Consider the following 17734-nt stretch of genomic DNA (forward strand, 5'->3'; position numbering starts at 1 on the left):
AGCAGGAACTGACCGAGTACCTCACCGAACTGTCCGGGGAGGCGGCCGCCTACATGCGGCCGAACTTCTTCGCCAACACCCCCGACATCCTGCACGCCTACCTCCAGCACGGCGGCCGGCCCGCCTTTGAGACACGCGCGGTCCTGGCCGCCACCCTCTCCCCCACCTGGGGCATCTACAGCGGCTACGAACTGTGCGAGAACACCCCGCTGCGACAGGGCAGCGAGGAGTACCTCGACTCGGAGAAGTACCAGATCAAACACCGCGACTGGGAAACAGCCGAACGCGAAGGCCGCACCCTCACCCCCCTCATCACCCGGCTGAACACGATCAGGCGCCGCCACCCCGCTCTCCAACGGCTCAGAAACATCCACTTCCACCACACCGACAACGACGCCCTGATCGCGTACAGCAAGCGCACCGGCGAGGACACCGTGCTGGTGGTCGTCAATCTCGATCCTCACCGCGCCCAGGAGGCCACCGTCTCGTTGGACATGCCGCACCTCGGCCTGGAATGGCACGAGTCCCTGTCCGTGCACGACGAACTGGCGGGCGAGACCTACCGCTGGGGCAGGAACAACTATGTGCGGCTGGAGCCCGGTCGGGCACCCGCGCACGTGTTCCGCGTCCAGCGGTCGTCCGCCGCGCCGCAGATCGGAGGGTCCACCGCGTCATGACCGTCAACGAGCCCGTCCACGACACCTTCGAGGACACCCCCGCCAAGGACCGGGACCCCGAGTGGTTCAAACGCGCGGTCTTCTACGAGGTCCTCGTCCGCTCCTTCCAGGACAGCAACGGTGACGGCGTCGGCGACCTCAAGGGCCTGACCGCCAAACTGGACTACCTGCAGTGGCTGGGGGTCGACTGCCTGTGGCTGCCGCCCTTCTTCAAGTCACCCCTGAGGGACGGCGGTTACGACGTCTCCGACTACACCGCCGTACTGCCCGAATTCGGTGACCTCGCCGACTTCGTGGAATTCGTGGACGCCGCCCACCAGCGCGGCATGCGCGTGATCATCGACTTCGTCATGAACCACACCAGCGACCAGCACCCGTGGTTCCAGGAATCCCGCAAGAACCCCGACGGACCGTACGGCGACTTCTACATGTGGGCCGACGACGACAAGCAGTACCAGGACGCGCGGATCATCTTCGTCGACACCGAGGTCTCCAACTGGACCTTCGACCCGATCCGGGGGCAGTACTACTTCCACCGCTTCTTCTCCCACCAACCGGACCTCAATTACGAGAGCCCGGCGGTGCAGGAGGAGATCCTGGCCGCCCTGCGCTTCTGGCTGGACCTCGGCATCGACGGCTTCCGGCTCGATGCCGTGCCCTATCTGTACGCGGAGGAGGGAACCAACTGCGAGAACCTGCCCGCCACGCACGATTTCCTGAAGCGGGTCCGCCGCGAGATCGACGCGATGTATCCGGACACGGTGCTGCTGGCGGAGGCGAACCAGTGGCCGGAGGACGTCGTCGACTACTTCGGTGACTACCCGAGTGGCGGCGACGAATGCCACATGGCCTTCCATTTCCCGGTCATGCCGCGCATCTTCATGGCCGTGCGCAGGGAATCCCGGTATCCCGTCTCGGAAATCCTCGCCAAAACCCCCGCCATTCCCTCGAAGTGCCAGTGGGGCATCTTCCTGCGCAACCACGACGAGCTCACGCTCGAAATGGTCACCGACGAGGAACGCGACTACATGTGGGCGGAATACGCCAAGGACCCCCGCATGCGCGCCAACATCGGCATCCGCCGCCGCCTGGCGCCCCTCCTCGACAACGACCGCGACACGATCGAGCTGTTCACCGCCCTGCTGCTGTCCCTGCCGGGCTCGCCGATCCTCTACTACGGCGACGAGATCGGCATGGGCGACAATATCTGGCTCGGCGACCGGGACGCCGTACGCACCCCCATGCAGTGGACCCCGGACCGCAACGCGGGCTTCTCGTCGTGCGACCCCGGGCGCCTCTACCTCCCCACGATCATGGACCCGGTCTACGGGCACCAGGTCACCAACGTCGAGGCGTCCATGGCGTCGCCCTCCTCGCTGCTGCACTGGACCCGCCGCATGATCGAGATCCGCAAGCAGAACCCGGCCTTCGGCCTCGGCTCGTTCACCGAGCTCCAGTCCTCCAATCCGGCGGTGCTGGCCTTCCTGCGGGAGTACGAGGACGACCTCGTCCTGTGCGTGAACAACTTCGCCCGGTTCGCGCAGCCGACGGAGCTCGATCTGCGTGAGTTCGACGGCCGCCATCCGGTCGAGCTGTTCGGCGGGGTCCGGTTCCCGGCCATCGGCGAACTGCCGTATCTGCTGACGCTCGGCGGTCACGGCTTCTACTGGTTCCGGCTCTCCCGAGTCGCATCCCGCATCGGTCGACGACTTTGATCGTGTGCCGACGAAAGGACGCGTCACCATGCCGAAGACCGCATCTCTTGGCCGCAGACCCACGATCGTCGCCGATCCCATGGCCTCCCTCGGTGGATTGCTGCGCGAGTGGCTGCCCCGGCAGCGCTGGTTCGCCGGCAAGGACCGGCCCGTCACAGAGCTCGGACTGCTGTCGATGACCGAGCTGTACCCCGGCTGTCTGCACCTGCTGGTGCACACGGGTCACGCGGGAGTGCCGGCCCCCTGCTGGACCACCCCGGCCGGTGACTGCTACCAGCTGCTGCTCGGCGTGCGGGAGCACCTGTCGCCGCGTATCGGCCGTGCGCTCATCGGCAGGCCGGAAGAGGGCCCGCTGGCCGGGATGACGGTGTACGACGCGCTGCACGACCCCCGGTCGGCGCAGCTGCTCCTCGAGCGGCTTCGGCACCCGGGCTCGGTCGGCCCCCTGCGTTTCGAGTGCGAGCCGTCCGTGCCGGTGCCGGCCGGGCTGCCGCCGCGGCTGCTGGACGCCGAGCAGTCCAACTCCTCGCTGGTGTACGGCGACGAGTTCATCCTGAAGGTCTTCCGGCGCATCCAGCCCGGCGTCAACCCCGACCTCGAGGTGCCGCGCGCGCTGGCCGAGCAGGGCTGCCGCCGGGTCCCCGCCCCGGTGGCCTGGTTCAGCACCACGCATCCGCACGACGCGACGCTCGGCGTGCTGCAGCCGTACCTGCGCGACGCGTCCGACGGCTGGACGCTGGCGCTGCGCGCGCTCGGCATCGGTGACGACTTCACCGCGCAGGCCCGCGAGCTGGGGCAGGCCATGGCGGAGGTGCACCTCGCGCTGGCCACGGCCTTCCCCGCCGGCACCCACGGCGAGAACGGCCGTACGGCGGCGGCGATGACCGAGCGGCTGGACGCCGCCGCGCACTGCGTGCCGGCGCTCAAGCCGTTCGTCCCCGGTCTGCGGGGTGCCTTCGGCGCGCTCGCCACCTGTGATGCCGGGCCGCCCGCCCAGCGCATTCACGGCGACCTGCATCTGGGACAGGTGCTGCGGGCGGGACGCGAGTGGTTCGTCATCGACTTCGAGGGCGAGCCGTCCCGTCCGCTCGCCGAGCGATGCACCGCCCAGTCCCCGGTACGGGACATCGCCGGCATGCTGCGTTCCTTCGACTACGCGGCCCGGCAGCGCCGCCCCTGGCGCCCGCAGTGGGCGCGCCGCTGCCGGGAGGCCTTCTGCGCGGGCTACGCCGCCCGCGCCGGATGGGACCCCCGCAAGAAACACGGTCTCCTGCGTGCGTACGAGACCGATCGGGCGGTGTACGAAGTCCTGTACGAGGCCAGGCACCGCCCGAACTGGCTCCCCGTACCCATGGCGGCGATCGAACGTCTCGCCGTGAGAGGAGTCTGAACCGTGGCCCTGCGCGACACTTCACTGCCCGAGCCGTCCGGACCGGCCCACTGCACCGCGGCGCCCGCCCTGCACCCCGCAGACCGTGGACGCCTGCTGTCGGGGGCCCATCACGACCCGCACGCGCTGCTCGGCGCCCATCCGGTGCCCGGCGGGATCGTCTTCCGTGCGCTGCGCCCGTTCGCCCGCTCGGTGAGCGTCGTGATCGACGGCGAGCGCGGCCGGCTCGCCTCGGAGGGGGACGGTCTCTTCTCCGGCGTGCTGCCGCTCGACGCGATCCCCGCCTACACGCTGCTGGTGGCGTACGCCGACGGCGAGCAGGAGGTGCACGACCCGTACCGCTTCCTGCCCGCCCTCGGTGACATCGACCTGCATCTCATCCGCGAGGGGCGGCACGAGCAGCTGTGGAAGGCGCTGGGCGCGGAGCCGATGACCCACCAGGGCGTGACCGGAACCCGCTTCACCGTGTGGGCGCCGAACGCCCAAGGAGTGCGGGTCGCCGGGGACTTCACCTTCTGGGACGGGCAGGCGTTCCCGATGCGCTCTCTCGGCGCGTCCGGTGTGTGGGAGCTGTTCCTGCCGGGCATCGGCGAGGGCGCGCGGTACAAGTTCGAGATCACCTCGCGCTACGGCGGCCGGTTCCTCAAGGCCGACCCGATGGCACGCCGCGCCGAGGAGCCGCCCGACACGGCGTCCATCGTGACCTCCTCCCAGTACGAGTGGGGCGACGAGGAGTGGATGTCCCGGCGCGGGGACGTGCCGGTGCACGAGGCCCCGTTCTCGGTGTACGAGGTCCACCTGCCGTCCTGGCAGCCCGGCTTGACCTACCGTCAGCTCGCCGAGGTGCTGCCGCGGTACGTGAAGGACCTGGGCTTCACCCATGTCGAGCTGATGCCGGTCGCCGAGCATCCCTTCGGCGGCTCCTGGGGTTACCAGGTCACGTCCTACTACGCGCCGACCGCGCGGCTGGGCGCCCCCGACGACTTCAAGTACCTGGTGGACGCCCTGCACCGGGCGGGCATCGGCGTGATCATGGACTGGGTGCCGGCGCACTTCCCGAAGGACGACTGGGCGCTGGCCCGGTTCGACGGGGACCCGCTGTACGAGCCGGGAGACGACCGGCGGGCGGAGCATCCGGACTGGGGGACGTACGAGTTCGACTTCGGGCGTGTCGAGGTGCGCAACTTCCTGGTGGCCAACGCCGTGTACTGGTGCGAGGAGTTCCACATCGACGGGCTGCGCGTGGACGCGGTCGCCTCGATGCTCTACCTCGACTACTCGCGCGACTCGGGGCAGTGGACGCCGAACGTGTTCGGGGGGCGCGAGGACCTGGCCGCGGTGGCCTTCCTCCAGGAGATGAACGCGACCGTGTACCGGCGGGCGCCGGGTGTGGTGACGATCGCCGAGGAGTCCACGGCCTGGGACGGGGTGACCCGGCCCACCGACAGCGGCGGTCTGGGGTTCGGGCTGAAGTGGAACATGGGCTGGATGCACGACTCGCTCGGCTACATCAGCCACGAGCCCGTTCACCGCAAGTACCACCACAACGAGATGACCTTCTCGATGGTGTACGCCTACAGCGAGAACTACGTCCTGCCCATCTCCCACGACGAGGTCGTCCACGGCAAGCAGGCCCTCGTGTCCAAGATGCCCGGCGACTGGTGGCAGCGACGCGCCAACCACCGCGCGTACCTGGGCTTCATGTGGGCCCACCCCGGCAAGCAACTCCTCTTCATGGGCCAGGAGTTCGCCCAGGGCGGCGAGTGGTCCGAGGCGCAGGGGCCCGAGTGGTGGCTGCTCGACCCCGGCTACTGCGCCGCGGGCGACCACCGGGGCGTCCAGGACCTGGTGCGGGACCTGAACACCGTCTACCGTGCGACCCCCGCCCTCTGGCAGCGCGACACCGACCCCTCCGGCTTCCAGTGGGTGATCGGCGACGCCGCCGACGACAACGTCTTCGCGTTCCTGCGCTTCGGCGCCGACGGCACTCCCCTGCTGGCCGTCTCCAACTTCTCCCCCGTCGTCCGGCACGACTACCGCCTGTGGGTTCCCGACGACATCCCCGCCTGGCAGGAGACCCTCAACACCGACGCCGGGCGGTACGGCGGCAGCGACGTCACCAACCCCGGTCCCATCAAGCCGGAGGACGGAGCCGTCCGGCTCACGCTGCCGCCACTCGCCACGGTGTGGCTGACGCCGCCCGACTAGGGCCTCTCCGGCGGGCCCCGGGAGGTGTCCGAACGGCCGAGAGGGGCAGTCGGGGTCGTACGACGGAGCAATCCTCGTCGTCGCCGCAGGGGCCACAGAAGGGCAGTATCACGTGCGCACCGTCGGAGTGGAGGAGGAACTCCTCCTGGTCGACCCGGAGACCGGCGAACCGCAGGCGCTGTCCGCCGCAGTGCTCGCGCGGGCGGCGGTGGACGAGGCCGATCACGACCTCTTCGAGAAGGAGCTGCACAACCAGATGCTCGAGTTCGCGACGCATCCGCAGTCGGGCATGGAGGAGCTGCGCGCGGAGATCGTCCGCTGCCGCAAGGAGGCCGCCCGGCACGCCGGGGAGAGCGGCTGTGCCGTCGCCGCGCTGGCCACCTCGCCGATGCCGGTGAGTCCCTCCGTCGGTATGGGGCGGCGCTACCAGTGGATGGCGGAGCAGTACGGGATCGCGACCCAGGAGCAGATGGTGCTGGGGTGCCATGTCCATGTGTCCGTGGAGTCGGACGAGGAGGCCGTCGCCGTCGTCGACCGCATCCAGCCCTGGCTGTCGGTGCTGTCCGCGCTCAGCGCCAACTCCCCGTTCTGGCAGGGCAAGGACACCCGCTACAGCAGTTACCGCAGCCGGGTGTGGCAGCGGTGGCCGTCGGCCGGTCCGACCGAGCCCTTCCGTTCGGCGGAGCGCTATCACCGGCGGGTCGCGGACATGGTCGCCACGGGCGTGATTCTCGACAAGGGGATGATCTACTTCGACGCCCGGCTGTCCCGGCGGTATCCGACGGTCGAGATCCGCGTCGCGGACGTCTGTCTGCACGCCGACACCGCCGTTCTCCTCGCCGCCCTCGCCCGCGGCCTCGTCGAGACCGCCGCACGCGAGTGGCGGGAGGGCCGGGGGCCGCTGGAGCACAGCGTGAGCCTGCTCCGGCTGGCGGCCTGGCGCGCCGCCCGCTCGGGGTTGACCGAGGAGCTGCTGCACCCCGCGACCATGCGCCGTATGCCCGCGGAGACGGTCGTGCGGGCGCTGCTGGACCATGTCGGGGACGCCCTTGCCGACAGCGGCGACCTCGACCGCGCCCGAGCCGGCTGCGCCGAGCTGCTGCGGCACGGCAACGGCGCCCGGGTGCAGCGCGAGCTGATGCGGCGCACCGGAAGCCTGCGGGACGTGGTCACCGAGTGCGTGCGCCTCACGCAGACGTGAGGAGGCGTACGTCCCGGACGGCTCTCACACGAATCCCTCACACGATGAGGACGACGGCGTACACCAGGAAGAACGCCGCGATGAGGACGACCATGACGAGGATCATGGTCAGTGGTGCCTTGGCCCAGCCCTTGGGGGGATTGTGCGTCTCCCTCGGGCCCGCCTCGGGCAGACTGCTCTCGGCCGGCGGGGTCTCCCCGGGCGGCACGCCGCCGCCCGGCTCCAGACCGGTGCTGCGCTCGGGTTCGGGATCAGGGTTGATGTGACTCATACGGTCCGAGTCCCCCGAACCCGCCGAGATCATCGGGCATGTGCCAGTTCTCCGTTCCTCGTACCGCGCGCCGTCACCTCCACTAGATTCGACCACCGCAAGGTAACCGTGCTCGTCGGCGGAGTCACACCCCGTACACATCAGGAGCAGCGCATGCGCAATCTCGCCGTCGCTCCCCCGGCCGTCTCGCCCCTGACCGGCGGGCTCGCCGACAGCGTCTTCGAGACGGCGGACCTCAACCCCACCCTGCCGCTGCTGGCGCGCCGCCCCGACTCCTCCTCGACCACGTGGGAGGAGGTCACGGCCGTGGAACTGCGGGATCAGGTGGTGGACCTGGCCAAGGGGCTGATCGCGTCCGGCATCGCACCCGGCCATCGCGTGGCGATCATGGCACGCACCCGGTACGAGTGGACGGTCCTCAGCTATGCGCTGTGGGCGGTCGGCGCCGAGGTCGTCCCGGTCTATCCGACCTCCTCGCGCGACCAGGTCGAGTGGATCCTCAGGGACGCCGGCTGCGTGGCCGTGGTGGTCGAGGACGAGCAGGCGGTGATGACGGTCGGCTCCGTGTGCGCGAGCCTGCCCCGGCTGCGGCACGTCTGGCAGCTGGACGCGGGGGCGCTGGAGCAACTGGCGGCGCGGGGCGAGTTCATCCCGCTCGCCACGGTCGACTCGCTGCGCCGTATCGTCCTGCCGGACTCCACCGCGGTCGTCGCCTACACCTCCGGCACGACGGGCCGTCCCCTGGGCTGCGCGCTGAGCCACCGCGGCCTGGCGAGCCCCTGCGACACCCTGCTCGCGGGCTGGGGCCAGACGGCCGCGCCGCCCGGAGAGCAGGGGGCCGCCCTCGCCTTCCTGCCCTTCTCGCACGTGTACGGCCTGATGATCCAGAGCATGTGCCTGCGCGGCGGTCTGCTCATGGGCCACGAGCCCGACCTGGGCGAGGAGGCGCTGACGTCGGCGCTGCGCTCCCTTAGGCCGACCTACTTCTGGGGCGTCCCGTCGATGTTCGAGAAGATCTACAAGAATTTCCTGCGTACGGCACAGCAGTCGGGCCGCGGCGCGCTGTTCGAGCGGGCCGCCGAGACCGCGCGGGACTTCGCCGCGGCCTGCGAACGACAGCGGCTGGGCGAGGGGCCGGGTCCCGGTTTCGACCTGCGGCTGCAACACGCCCTGTACGAGCGGACGGTGTACCGCAGACTGCGGGGTGCGCTCGGCGGCCGGGTGCGCCGCGCGACGTCCGGCGGCTCCCCGCTCAACCGTGAGCTGTCCCTCTTCTACGAGGGCATCGGCATCTACGTCAACGACGGATACGGGCTGACGGAGACCTGCGGCGGGGTCACCATGCAGCCACTGGGCCGGGAGAAGTCCGGGACCGTCGGGCGGGCCCTGCCGGGCACGGACATCCGGGTGGCCGACGACGGGGAGATCCTGGTGCGCGGGCCGTCGGTGTTCCAGGGCTACGTGGGCGACGACAGCGCGACACGGACCGCGCTGCACGGCGGCTGGCTGGCCACCGGGGACATCGGGCGGCTCGACACCGAGGGCTATCTCACGATCACCGGCCGCAAGAAGGACATCATCATCACCAGCAGCGGCAAGAGCGTCGCCCCGGCCGTCCTAGAGCACCGGCTGCGGGTGCACCCGCTCATCCACCAGGCTGTGGTCGTCGGCGACAACCGGCCGTGCGTGGGCGCGCTGCTCACCTTGGACCCGGAGTTCCTCGCGCACTGGCGGGCGGCCCTGGCGCTGCAGAGCGACACGCCGAGCCGGGAGGCCCGGGAGGAGAACGCGCTGCGGGAGGAGATCGCGCGGGCCGTGGCGGCGGCCAACAGTGCCGTCTCGCGCCAGGAGTCCATCCGGGTCTTCCGCGTGCTGCCGGAGCCGTTCGACCTCGCCAGCGGGTTACTGACGCCCTCGATGAAGCTGCGCCGGGACCTCATCGTCAAGACGTACGCCTTCGAGATCGACGCGATGTACCAGGCACGCTCGCGCGGCGGGCGGCAGCGCGTGCCGGACGAGCTGTCGAGCTGGGACGACGCGGACAACGTCTTCCGGTGAGGGGGGCACCGACCCGGTGTGCGAAGAACGCGTAGGCTCCGCGCCCCCGGGAACACGCAACAGTGGCGACGCGAGAGACGGCAGGAGACGGCAGCGAGCGCGAGAGAGGACGGCGGCCCCACTGACACCGGGCCGGAGAGGCGACATGACGATCGAGCCGCGTGGGGACGAGACACTGGCTTCCGAGGCGATCCCGAGCCGCAGCACCAGTTTTGCGGGCGAGCCGCAGAACGTGACGGGTGCGCGTCTCGCCGCGGAGGAGTTCCTCCATGACCTCGCACGCTCCGCGCCGCCGGCGGCCCCCGAGTACTGGGACGACATCCTGCTGGTCGTCACGGAGCTGGCCGCCAACGCCGTCCAGTACGCGCCCGGCCCCTTCGCCCTGCGGATGCGCCGGACCTTCGACGGTGTACACGTGACGCTGCACGACACCAGCACCACGCCGCCCGCACCACGTCCCTTCGATCCGCAGCACGGCGGCGGAGGCATCGGCTGGCACCTGATCCACGCGCTGGGCGACCAGGTCAGCGTGGTCACGGACGACCACGGCAAGGACGTCCATGTGTTTCTGCCCTGGTGAGGGCGTTCTCTCTCCTCCCTCGTATTCCTGCTTCCCTCCCTCGTATTCCTGCTTCGTGATGCCGCCCCGGTGAGTCCGGGACGGCTTTCGGTCACGCGCCAGGCGTGGGCTGGAGCCGGTGGTAGTAGTCACCGACGGCCGCCAGGTACGCGGGGTCCCTGGTCTCGCTGTCGGTCCGGAAGCGGGGCGCCGCCTTCACTGCCGCCCCGGTGCAGGCCAGCGTGATCCTCCGGGCCCGTGGGTCGATGCCGGTGACGACGCCCACGGGGACGAGGACGCTCGTGCCGAACAGCCAGACGCCGGTGTCGATGACCAGGTGCCGCATGCCGCCCGGGTCTGCCTCCCGGTCCACCCGTCCGAGGGTGCCGTCGCCGGCGACGACGGTGAAGCCCGTCAGGTCCTGTCCCTCGACGTGTCCGCTGTCGGGCGCGTACGACCAGATTCTGTCAACGGCCACCCTGCTCCTTCCGCCCGAGGGGTTCACAGCACCAAATACCCCTCTCCCGCACACGCATTCGGCATGTCTCGGACCGGAAGCGGTGGCATGGCCTCCGGCTGCGGGGGTTACCCGCTCCGCCGTCAGCACTTGTTGGAGGTACCCGTGTCCCTTGCCCAGAAGCCGCTGTCCGTCGAGGTCACCGTGCCGCGCGAGGACGTGGCCCTGATCAGGGTGGCAGGCTACTTGGACGTCGACAGCACGACGGAGTTCCAGCTGAGGCCGTCCCATGGAAAATGCTTTCTCTTCTTCCCTCCCTCACCGGTGCGTTTCGGCCACCGACCGGGCATGGTGGTGATCGACAGCGTTCGGCTGCCTGCCGTGCCCAGCTGGCGGAACGGCTGACAGCACGGTGGGATCGATGAGGTGCGAATCAGCGATCCGCGGGCAGGCGAACGGCGTTCGAGGCAGACCGCCTGGAGCCGCAGAAAGGGATGAACACCGTGACACGACCCAGGATCCTGGTGGTTGGCGCAGGCTTCGCCGGCGTGGAGTGCGTCCGCCGTCTGGAACGGAAACTCTCCCCGGACGAAGCCGACGTCACCCTGGTGACGCCGTTCGCCTACCAGCTCTACCTTCCCCTGCTGCCCCAGGTCGCCTCCGGCGTGCTGACGCCGCAGTCGATCGCCGTCTCCCTGCGCCGCAGCAAGAAGTACCGCACCCGGATCATTCCGGGCGGCGCGATCGGCGTGGACCTCAAGGCCAAGGTCTGCGTCATCCGCACCATCACCGGCCGGATCGTCGACGAGCCGTACGACTACATCGTGCTGGCCCCCGGCAGCATCACCCGCACCTTCGACATCCCCGGCCTCACCGAGCACGCCTTCGGTATGAAGACGCTGGCCGAGGCCGCCTACATCCGCGACCACGTCATCTCCCAGCTCGACCTGGCCGACGCCAGCCAGGATCCGGCGGAGCGCGCTTCCCGGCTGCAGTTCGTGGTGGTGGGCGGCGGTTACGCGGGCACGGAGACCGCCGCGTGCCTGCAGCGCCTGACGCACGCCGCCGTCAAGCGCTACCCGCGGCTCGACCCGGGTCTGATCAAGTGGCATCTGATCGACATCGCCCCGAAACTGATGCCGGAACTGGGCGAGAAGCTGGGCCGCAGCGCCACGGAGATCCTGCGCCGGCGCGGCATCGACATCTCGCTGGGTGTCTCCATCGCCAAGGCGGGCCCGGAGGAGGTCACCTTCACCGACGGGCGGGTGATCCCCACCCGCACCCTGATCTGGACCGCGGGTGTGGTCGCGAGCCCGCTCATCGCCACGCTCGGCGCGGAGACGGTCCGCGGGCGGCTCGCGGTCAACGCCGAGATGGACCTGCCGGGCCACGACGGCGTGTTCGCGCTCGGCGACGCCGCCGCGGTGCCCGACCAGGCCAAGGACGAGGAGGGCGCCGTCTGCCCGCCCACCGCACAGCACGCGATGCGGCAGGGCAGGCACGTCGCCGACAACGTCATCGCCACGCTGCGGGGCCAGTCGATGCGGCCGTACGTCCACAAGGACCTCGGCCTGGTCGTCGACCTCGGCGGCACCGACGCCGTGTCCAAGCCGCTCGGCATCGAACTGCGCGGTCTGCCCGCCCAGGCCGTCGCCCGCGGCTACCACTGGTCGGCGCTGCGCACCAACGTCGCCAAGACGCGGGTGATGACGAACTGGGTGCTCAACGCCGTGGCCGGCGACGATTTCGTCCGCACCGGCTTCCAGGCCCGCAAGCCCGCCAAGCTGAAGGACTTCGAGTACACGGATTCGTATCTGACGCCGGAACAGGTGCGGGCCCATGTCGAGGGCTCCGCGCGACAGGAGCAGTGACGCCGCCCCGCGAGCTCCGCGCCATGCTCTCCGTGCCATGCTGATGACGGAGATCATGACGTGACACGGGAGTGAGTGCGGCGGAGTGAGGGCAGCGGGGCGGACGGTCCGGGCACGGTTGCGAGACGGTGTCGCGGCGTCCGACCCCGGGCTGCTGCGGCTGGCCGCCGGTCTGCGGACGGTGGGGGCCATCGCCCTCACGCTCGCCGTGCTCGCCCTGGTGGGGGCCGACGTCACACATCTGGTGACGGGGGCGATGGCGGCGATGGTCGCCACCTTCGCCATCCGGGAGAAGCAGCGCGGACAGCAGGCCGTGACGCTCGCACTGGGTCTGCCGGTGGCGCTGGCGTCCGTGTCGCTGGGCGCGCTGCTCAGCTCGCGTGTGGTGGCCGGTGACCTCTTCTTCGTCGCCCTCATCTTCTGCGCGGTCTACGGCCGCAGGTTCGGCGACCGTGGCACCGCGCTGGGGCTGATCGGGTTCCAGGTCTACTTCCTGTCCCTGTTCGTCGGCGCCACCGTCTCCGGCCTGCCCGAGCTGTACGGCGCGATCGGCGTCGCCTTCCTGAGCAGCGCGCTGGCGCGTTTCGCGCTCGTGCCCGAGACTCCGGCGCACGTCCTTGAGCGGTTGCGGGAGGCCTTCCGGGCCCGGCTGGCCCAACTGGTCGGCGCACAGCTCGACCTGCTCGACGCCGGGCCGGACGAGGTCGACAAGGCCCTGGACGCCGTACGCGAGGGCACCGCGCGTCTGCACGAGACGGCGATGATGATCCACGGCCGGCTGGAGGAGGGCACCGCCGACGAGGCCACGGCCCGGCTGGTGCAGCGGCGCATCGCGGACGCCGAGATCGCCGCCGAGCGGCTGGGCCTGTTGCTGCTGACCGCCCGCAGCGCCGAGCGGGCGGACACGCTGACCCTGCATCTGCCGGGCGCGCCCGCCCCGGCGAGCGGCCACCTGCCGGTCCGCGACGAGACGTCCGCCACGTTGCGCCGCGACCTTCAGGCGCTGCACCTGCTCGTGCTGCGGCCCGTCACCGACGACATCGGCACGGCGCTGTCCCATGTGCGCAACCGGCTCCTCAAGTACCGCGACGAGGAGAACCTGCCGCCCGCCGCACCCGCCGTCCAGGACGTCTTCCGGGGCATGGGCGAGGCCGCCCGCGCGGTGCTGGGGCTGCGGATCGCCCTCGGCGGGGCCCAGGACGAGTCGGACGACACGCCTGCGACGGCCCGTTCGCGCGAGGAGCTGGACGCCGAGGACGCCTCGATCGACGCCGGCGAGGACGAAGGCGAGGAGCTCGCGGGGCTGCGGCGGCCGACCACCCGCGCGGCCGTGCAGGTCGCCGTGGGGTCGTCGCTCGCCATGGTCGGCGGCGAGCTCCTGTCCAGTCAGCGCTGGTACTGGGCGGTGCTGACCTGCTGGATCGTGTTCCTCAACACCGCCTCGACGGGCGAGATCCTGGTCAAGGGCTACCGTCGGTTGGTGGGCACGGTTCTCGGTGTGGTGGCCGGCATCGTGCTGGCGGGACTGGTCGGGCAGCACACCTGGACGGCGTTCGCGCTGGTGCTGCTGTTCGTGTTCGCGATGTTCTACACCGCGCCGCTGTCGTACACGCTGATGTCCTTCTTCGTCACCGCGGCGCTCGGGCTGCTCTACACCCTGCTGCACACCTACAGCCTCTCGGTGCTCCTGCTGCGGGTGGAGGAGACGGCGCTCGGCGCGGCCTGCGGGGTCCTGGCGGCGGCGTTCGTGCTTCCGGTGCAGACCGACCGCCGTACGAACGACCTCCTGGTCACCGTCCTGGACCGGCTCACCGACGTCACCGAACGGGCCGTGGACCAGCTCAGCGGCGGGCCCGCGGCCGACTTGCTCGACCAGGCGCGCGACCTGGACCAGGCACTCGCCGACCTACGGGCCGCTACCCAGCCGCTCACCTACCCGATCACGCCGCTGCGGGCCCGGCGCGACACCGCCCGCTATGTCGTCGCGCTCCTGGAGACCTGCGCGTACCACGCGCGGTCGCTGGCCGCGACCGCCGAACTCCTGCCCACCCATCCCTCGATCGCAGCGGACCCCCGGCTGCGCCGGGCCGGACGGCGCATCGCGCACAACATCGGGGCGATCTCCGCGCACATCGCCGACGAGCGGGCCGACCTGAAGATCGAGACCGGCTCGAGCATCGCCTCCCTCCTGGAGCCGGACGTCCCCGGCACGCCCAGGTACGGCCGCATCACCGACCGCGTGCTGCGGCATCTGCAGCGCCTGGACGAGTCGGTGGCGGGCCTCGCCCGGCCGCTGGGCGTGCCCGTCGCCGCACCGCGGCGGTAGCGGTCCGGCGCCGGCCGGCAGGGCGCCGTAGTGCCGTGGCGGCACCACGGCGGTGACCGGTCGCGCGCGGCCGGTCACAGATCCGTGGGCAGGCCGCTCACCTCGGCGATGCCGCGCAGTTCGTCGTTCATCCGCTGGCGTTCGCGGATGTAGTCGGCGATCTCGCCGAGGCGCACCGGGTCGGAGGCGGTGACCGCGTCGGTGACCACCCGGACCGGGCCGGTTTCGTCGATGTGCAGCTCGATCACCTCGTTGTCCAGCCTGCCCGTGACAGCGGTGGCGATGACCAGGGCTGCCTCGTCGCGGATCTCCTGGGGCAGCCCTTCGGCGTGCGACTCGTCCAGAGCGAAGTCGAACGCGGGCAGGCGTTCCTCCTCGATCGCGCGCAGGACCGGTTCCACCACACTGAGCAGGAGCTCATAGTCCTCGGTGTCCATGCGAATCCGCAGCAGGCCGAGATAGACGTCCACGGGCCGGCCGTCGGGCGGAAGCTGAGGTTCGTTCATCCGGTCCGTGTTCCCCGTGTGGCGCTTCTCAGACGCGACGCCGGCGGGCCATCGCGAACGAGAGCAGTCCGAACAGCGCAGCAGCCCGGCCGCGACGCAGGCCGGCAGCCACGGTCCCAGCGGGGTGTCGGCGAACGAGCGAAGGATGTCATCCAGTCCCTTCGCCCTGTCGGGCTCGCCTCCGGTGCGCTCCAACCCGGTGTCGAGAGGCCGACCGTGCTCAGCCCTTCGGGCCTCCGCGCTCCCCCACGCTCGGGTTCGCTCGCGCGGGGGACCCCCATGCCCTCTCGACACCGGCCGCGCCCCTCCGGCTCGACCCGGGTCCGGCCGGGCCGCGCCATGGCACCCGTGTTCATGTCGACTTCCTGCGATCCGGATGCCCGCGTCTTCGGCGTGATCCGCCGGACAGGCCCCAGCGACCGGCAGCCGGGCCGTCACCGTTCACGGGTGGCCACGGCGTGCGCCGTCGCTCAGGCCGCCGTCCGTCCGCGGTCGGTGCCGCGGACGGAGCGCTGCCCCAGTACCTCGTCGCGCACGCGGGCGCAGCTGCGGCTGATGAGGCGGGAGACGTGCATCTGGGAGATGCCGAGCTGGTCGGCGATGCGGCTTTGGGTCATGTCCTCGAAGAAGCGCATGTAGAGGATGGCGCGTTCACGCTCGGGCAGTCGGCGCAGGCCTTCCTTGGCGGACTCCCGGTCGACGACGACGTCGTACGAGGCGTCCGAGGAACCCAGGGTGTCCACGAGGCTGTAGCCTTCGTCACCGGCCGACAGCTCGGCGTCCAGCGACAGGGTGCTGAAGCTCTCGAGGGCCTCCATGCCGGCGGCGACCTCGTCCTCGGTCAGCCCGGTGTGGGCGGCGATGTCGGCGGCCGTGGGTTCGGGGCTGCCGGGGTTCTGGGTCAACTCCCGTCGCGCCAGCCGTACCTTGTTGCGCAGCTCCTGCACCCTGCGGGGCACCCTCAGCGCCCACATCCGGTCCCGGAAGTGCCGCTTGACCTCTCCGGTGATGGTGGGCACGGCGTAGCTCTCGAAGGCGCCTCGCTCGGGCTCGAACCGGTCGATCGCCTTGACCAGTCCCAGTGCCGCCACCTGCCGCAGGTCCTCGAGCGACTCCCCGCGGTCGCGGAACCGGCCGGCGATCCGGTGGGCCATGGGCAGCCAGGCCGCGACGAGTTCGTCACGGACGGCGTCGCGTTCGGGGCCGTCCTGCAGTGCGGCCAGACGGGTGAAGAGGGCGGTGGTGTCGGGGGCGTCGTCGTGCTTGCGCCGGGTGGCAGCGTTGGTCTGGGTGGGCGTGCCGGGACGGCTTGTCGACATATCGATGCGCATGCGGAATCGCTCCTGAACGGTGGTTTCAGGGAATTACCGCGGGAGGTCGCTGCCCGGATCGCCCGGTGGGCCCCGGAGCAGCCACACAGCTCCCGCTGGCGCGCCTCCGGTCCGAAGCACGAAACTGTGTCTGCCCTGCCCCCGTTTGTACAAACTGCGGTTCTCAAATGTTTGCGGATCGAGGATGTGTGCGGATCGAATTTTCAGGACACGGGCACGGACAGGGGCACCACGGCGGTGATGCACTTCCCGCCCGCGGGCAGGCCGGTCACGCGTACGTCGTGGGCCAGCCGGCAGACGATGGGCCAGCCGCGCCCGCCGACCCGGCGCCGCCCGTGCTCGTCGACCGGCGCGATGCTCACCGGCAGTTCGTCGCTGCGGTCGCTGACCGACACGCGCACCCCGCCCCCCACGACGTCGACCCGGAAGTCCGTGATGCCGCCGCCGTGCAGGATCGCGTTGGTGGTGAGCTCCGAGGCGACGAGCAGGGCGTCGGAGAGCGCCTCGGCATCGCACGGGGTGTGGGTGGCGCGACAGCGTTCCGTCACGGCCCGCTCCACGACCCTGCGTGCCTCGGCCGGCTTGCGTGGTCGCGGCTGCCCGCGCCGGTGGGCTGGGGTCGGTTCGAGGGCGGATTCGGTCCTGTGCTCCTCGCACATCCCTGAACTCCCTGATCGCTGACAACAGAAGCCGGAGCCGACGCGTCTGCGGGCCATGTCCGGGCGCGGGCGCTCGCGGACACAGCGGCTGTTCCGCCCGCCGCAGCGGTCGTGCCCCCGCTGCGCGGGCTTTTCGCAGATATCTACTCTTCGGCTGACCTCTCCCTGGCCTGCCAAACCTCATGTCCCGGACAGGAGTCGGGCCATCGCGGCGCGTTCAGCGGGTACGCGGTTTCCATGACCGATGTGGTGGACTCAGACGAACTGCTGCGACGCATCCAGCGCGCCCGGGCCTGCGCGGAAGAGGAGGAGCGGGCCTGGCGGACGCGCCGCGACAACCTGCGACAGGCCGACCCGGACGGGGCGCGGGACGCGGCCGTACGGAGCCTGGCCTACGAGAGTGTGCTGAGGGTGCTGGACGAGATTCTGACCCCGGGCAAGCACGACGACGAGGCGTGAGTGATCACGTATGAGGTCCGGCCCGCGACGGCGGCCTGATTGCCGC

Annotated in this window: 16 protein-coding genes and 1 pseudogene; 11 read left to right on the forward strand and 6 right to left on the reverse strand. The window is 70.7% G+C overall.

Annotated elements, in window-relative coordinates:
* From CLM62_RS38100 to CLM62_RS38120, 5 genes are all read left to right on the forward strand, one after another.
* Nucleotides 1-677: alpha-glucosidase C-terminal domain-containing protein (locus tag CLM62_RS38100; protein ID WP_143659219.1), on the forward strand; the 677-nt coding region annotated here is incomplete at its 5' end.
* Entirely contained in the window at nucleotides 674-2392 is a 1719-nt protein-coding gene (gene treS, locus CLM62_RS38105; RefSeq protein WP_095754466.1) for a maltose alpha-D-glucosyltransferase, read from the forward strand. The genes CLM62_RS38100 and treS, both read left to right, overlap by 4 nt.
* Nucleotides 2393-2420: 28 nt before the next feature.
* Nucleotides 2421-3782 (forward strand): maltokinase, encoded by a 1362-nt coding sequence (locus CLM62_RS38110; RefSeq protein WP_095754467.1) that lies wholly within the window; start codon nucleotides 2421-2423, stop codon nucleotides 3780-3782.
* Between the two features lie 3 nt (nucleotides 3783-3785).
* Complete coding sequence (glgB, locus tag CLM62_RS38115) at nucleotides 3786-5990, forward strand: 1,4-alpha-glucan branching enzyme (RefSeq protein WP_095754468.1); 2205 nt, start codon at nucleotides 3786-3788, stop codon at nucleotides 5988-5990.
* A 112-nt stretch (nucleotides 5991-6102) separates the two neighbouring features.
* The gene (locus tag CLM62_RS38120) at nucleotides 6103-7191 is read left to right on the forward strand and encodes a glutamate--cysteine ligase (RefSeq protein ID WP_095754469.1); all 1089 of its coding nucleotides are present in this window, start codon (nucleotides 6103-6105) and stop codon (nucleotides 7189-7191) included.
* A gap of 37 nt (nucleotides 7192-7228) precedes the next feature.
* Here CLM62_RS38120 and CLM62_RS38125 read toward each other — a convergent pair whose 3' ends face one another.
* Entirely contained in the window at nucleotides 7229-7462 is a 234-nt protein-coding gene (locus tag CLM62_RS38125; protein ID WP_095754500.1) for a DUF6480 family protein, read from the reverse strand.
* Nucleotides 7463-7615: 153 nt separating this feature from the next.
* Here CLM62_RS38125 and CLM62_RS38130 point away from each other — a divergent pair, with 153 nt between their 5' ends.
* Nucleotides 7616-9520: a long-chain fatty acid--CoA ligase gene (locus CLM62_RS38130; protein WP_095754470.1), complete on the forward strand. Its 1905-nt coding sequence runs from the start codon at nucleotides 7616-7618 to the stop codon at nucleotides 9518-9520.
* 145 nt (nucleotides 9521-9665) lie between these two features.
* Nucleotides 9666-10100, forward strand: a complete 435-nt coding sequence (locus tag CLM62_RS38135) for an ATP-binding protein (protein ID WP_095754471.1) — start codon at nucleotides 9666-9668, stop codon at nucleotides 10098-10100.
* A gap of 91 nt (nucleotides 10101-10191) precedes the next feature.
* Here the strand turns inward: CLM62_RS38135 and CLM62_RS38140 are convergent, their stop codons facing one another.
* Nucleotides 10192-10557: a PRC-barrel domain-containing protein gene (locus tag CLM62_RS38140; RefSeq protein WP_095754472.1), complete on the reverse strand. Its 366-nt coding sequence runs from the start codon at nucleotides 10555-10557 to the stop codon at nucleotides 10192-10194.
* Between the two features lie 144 nt (nucleotides 10558-10701).
* Here CLM62_RS38140 and CLM62_RS53295 point away from each other — a divergent pair, with 144 nt between their 5' ends.
* The 3 genes from CLM62_RS53295 to CLM62_RS38155 all read left to right on the forward strand — a co-directional run bounded on the left by CLM62_RS53295 (nucleotide 10702) and on the right by CLM62_RS38155 (nucleotide 14733).
* Nucleotides 10702-10941 carry a hypothetical protein gene (locus CLM62_RS53295; protein WP_373559225.1) on the forward strand — a complete coding sequence of 80 codons (240 nt, stop codon included), beginning with the start codon at nucleotides 10702-10704 and terminating at the stop codon, nucleotides 10939-10941.
* An 89-nt stretch (nucleotides 10942-11030) separates the two neighbouring features.
* A complete protein-coding gene (locus tag CLM62_RS38150) occupies nucleotides 11031-12407 on the forward strand; it encodes an NAD(P)/FAD-dependent oxidoreductase (RefSeq protein WP_095754473.1) in 1377 nt (458 codons plus the stop codon).
* Nucleotides 12408-12492: 85 nt separating this feature from the next.
* On the forward strand, nucleotides 12493-14733 hold the full coding sequence (locus CLM62_RS38155; protein WP_095754474.1) for an FUSC family protein: 2241 nt from the start codon (nucleotides 12493-12495) through the stop codon (nucleotides 14731-14733).
* A 74-nt stretch (nucleotides 14734-14807) separates the two neighbouring features.
* Here CLM62_RS38155 and CLM62_RS38160 read toward each other — a convergent pair whose 3' ends face one another.
* The 4 genes and pseudogenes from CLM62_RS38160 to CLM62_RS38175 all read right to left on the reverse strand — a co-directional run bounded on the left by CLM62_RS38160 (nucleotide 14808) and on the right by CLM62_RS38175 (nucleotide 17229).
* Entirely contained in the window at nucleotides 14808-15239 is a 432-nt protein-coding gene (locus CLM62_RS38160) for a hypothetical protein (protein WP_095754475.1), read from the reverse strand.
* Nucleotides 15240-15267: 28 nt separating this feature from the next.
* Nucleotides 15268-15416: pseudogene (locus CLM62_RS52320) on the reverse strand (DUF1206 domain-containing protein); the annotation flags it as partial.
* Between the two features lie 293 nt (nucleotides 15417-15709).
* On the reverse strand, nucleotides 15710-16570 hold the full coding sequence (locus CLM62_RS38170) for a SigB/SigF/SigG family RNA polymerase sigma factor (RefSeq protein WP_095754476.1): 861 nt from the start codon (nucleotides 16568-16570) through the stop codon (nucleotides 15710-15712).
* 203 nt (nucleotides 16571-16773) lie between these two features.
* Nucleotides 16774-17229 (reverse strand): ATP-binding protein, encoded by a 456-nt coding sequence (locus tag CLM62_RS38175; protein ID WP_095754477.1) that lies wholly within the window; start codon nucleotides 17227-17229, stop codon nucleotides 16774-16776.
* A gap of 237 nt (nucleotides 17230-17466) precedes the next feature.
* Between CLM62_RS38175 and CLM62_RS38180 the strand changes: the two genes are divergently transcribed.
* Nucleotides 17467-17688, forward strand: a complete 222-nt coding sequence (locus tag CLM62_RS38180; RefSeq protein WP_095754478.1) for a hypothetical protein — start codon at nucleotides 17467-17469, stop codon at nucleotides 17686-17688.
* The last annotated feature ends 46 nt before the right edge of the window (nucleotides 17689-17734 follow it).

Origin of the sequence: Streptomyces sp. SA15, assembly GCF_002291145.1 — a bacterium.
Classification (GTDB): Bacteria; Actinomycetota; Actinomycetes; order Streptomycetales; family Streptomycetaceae; genus Streptomyces.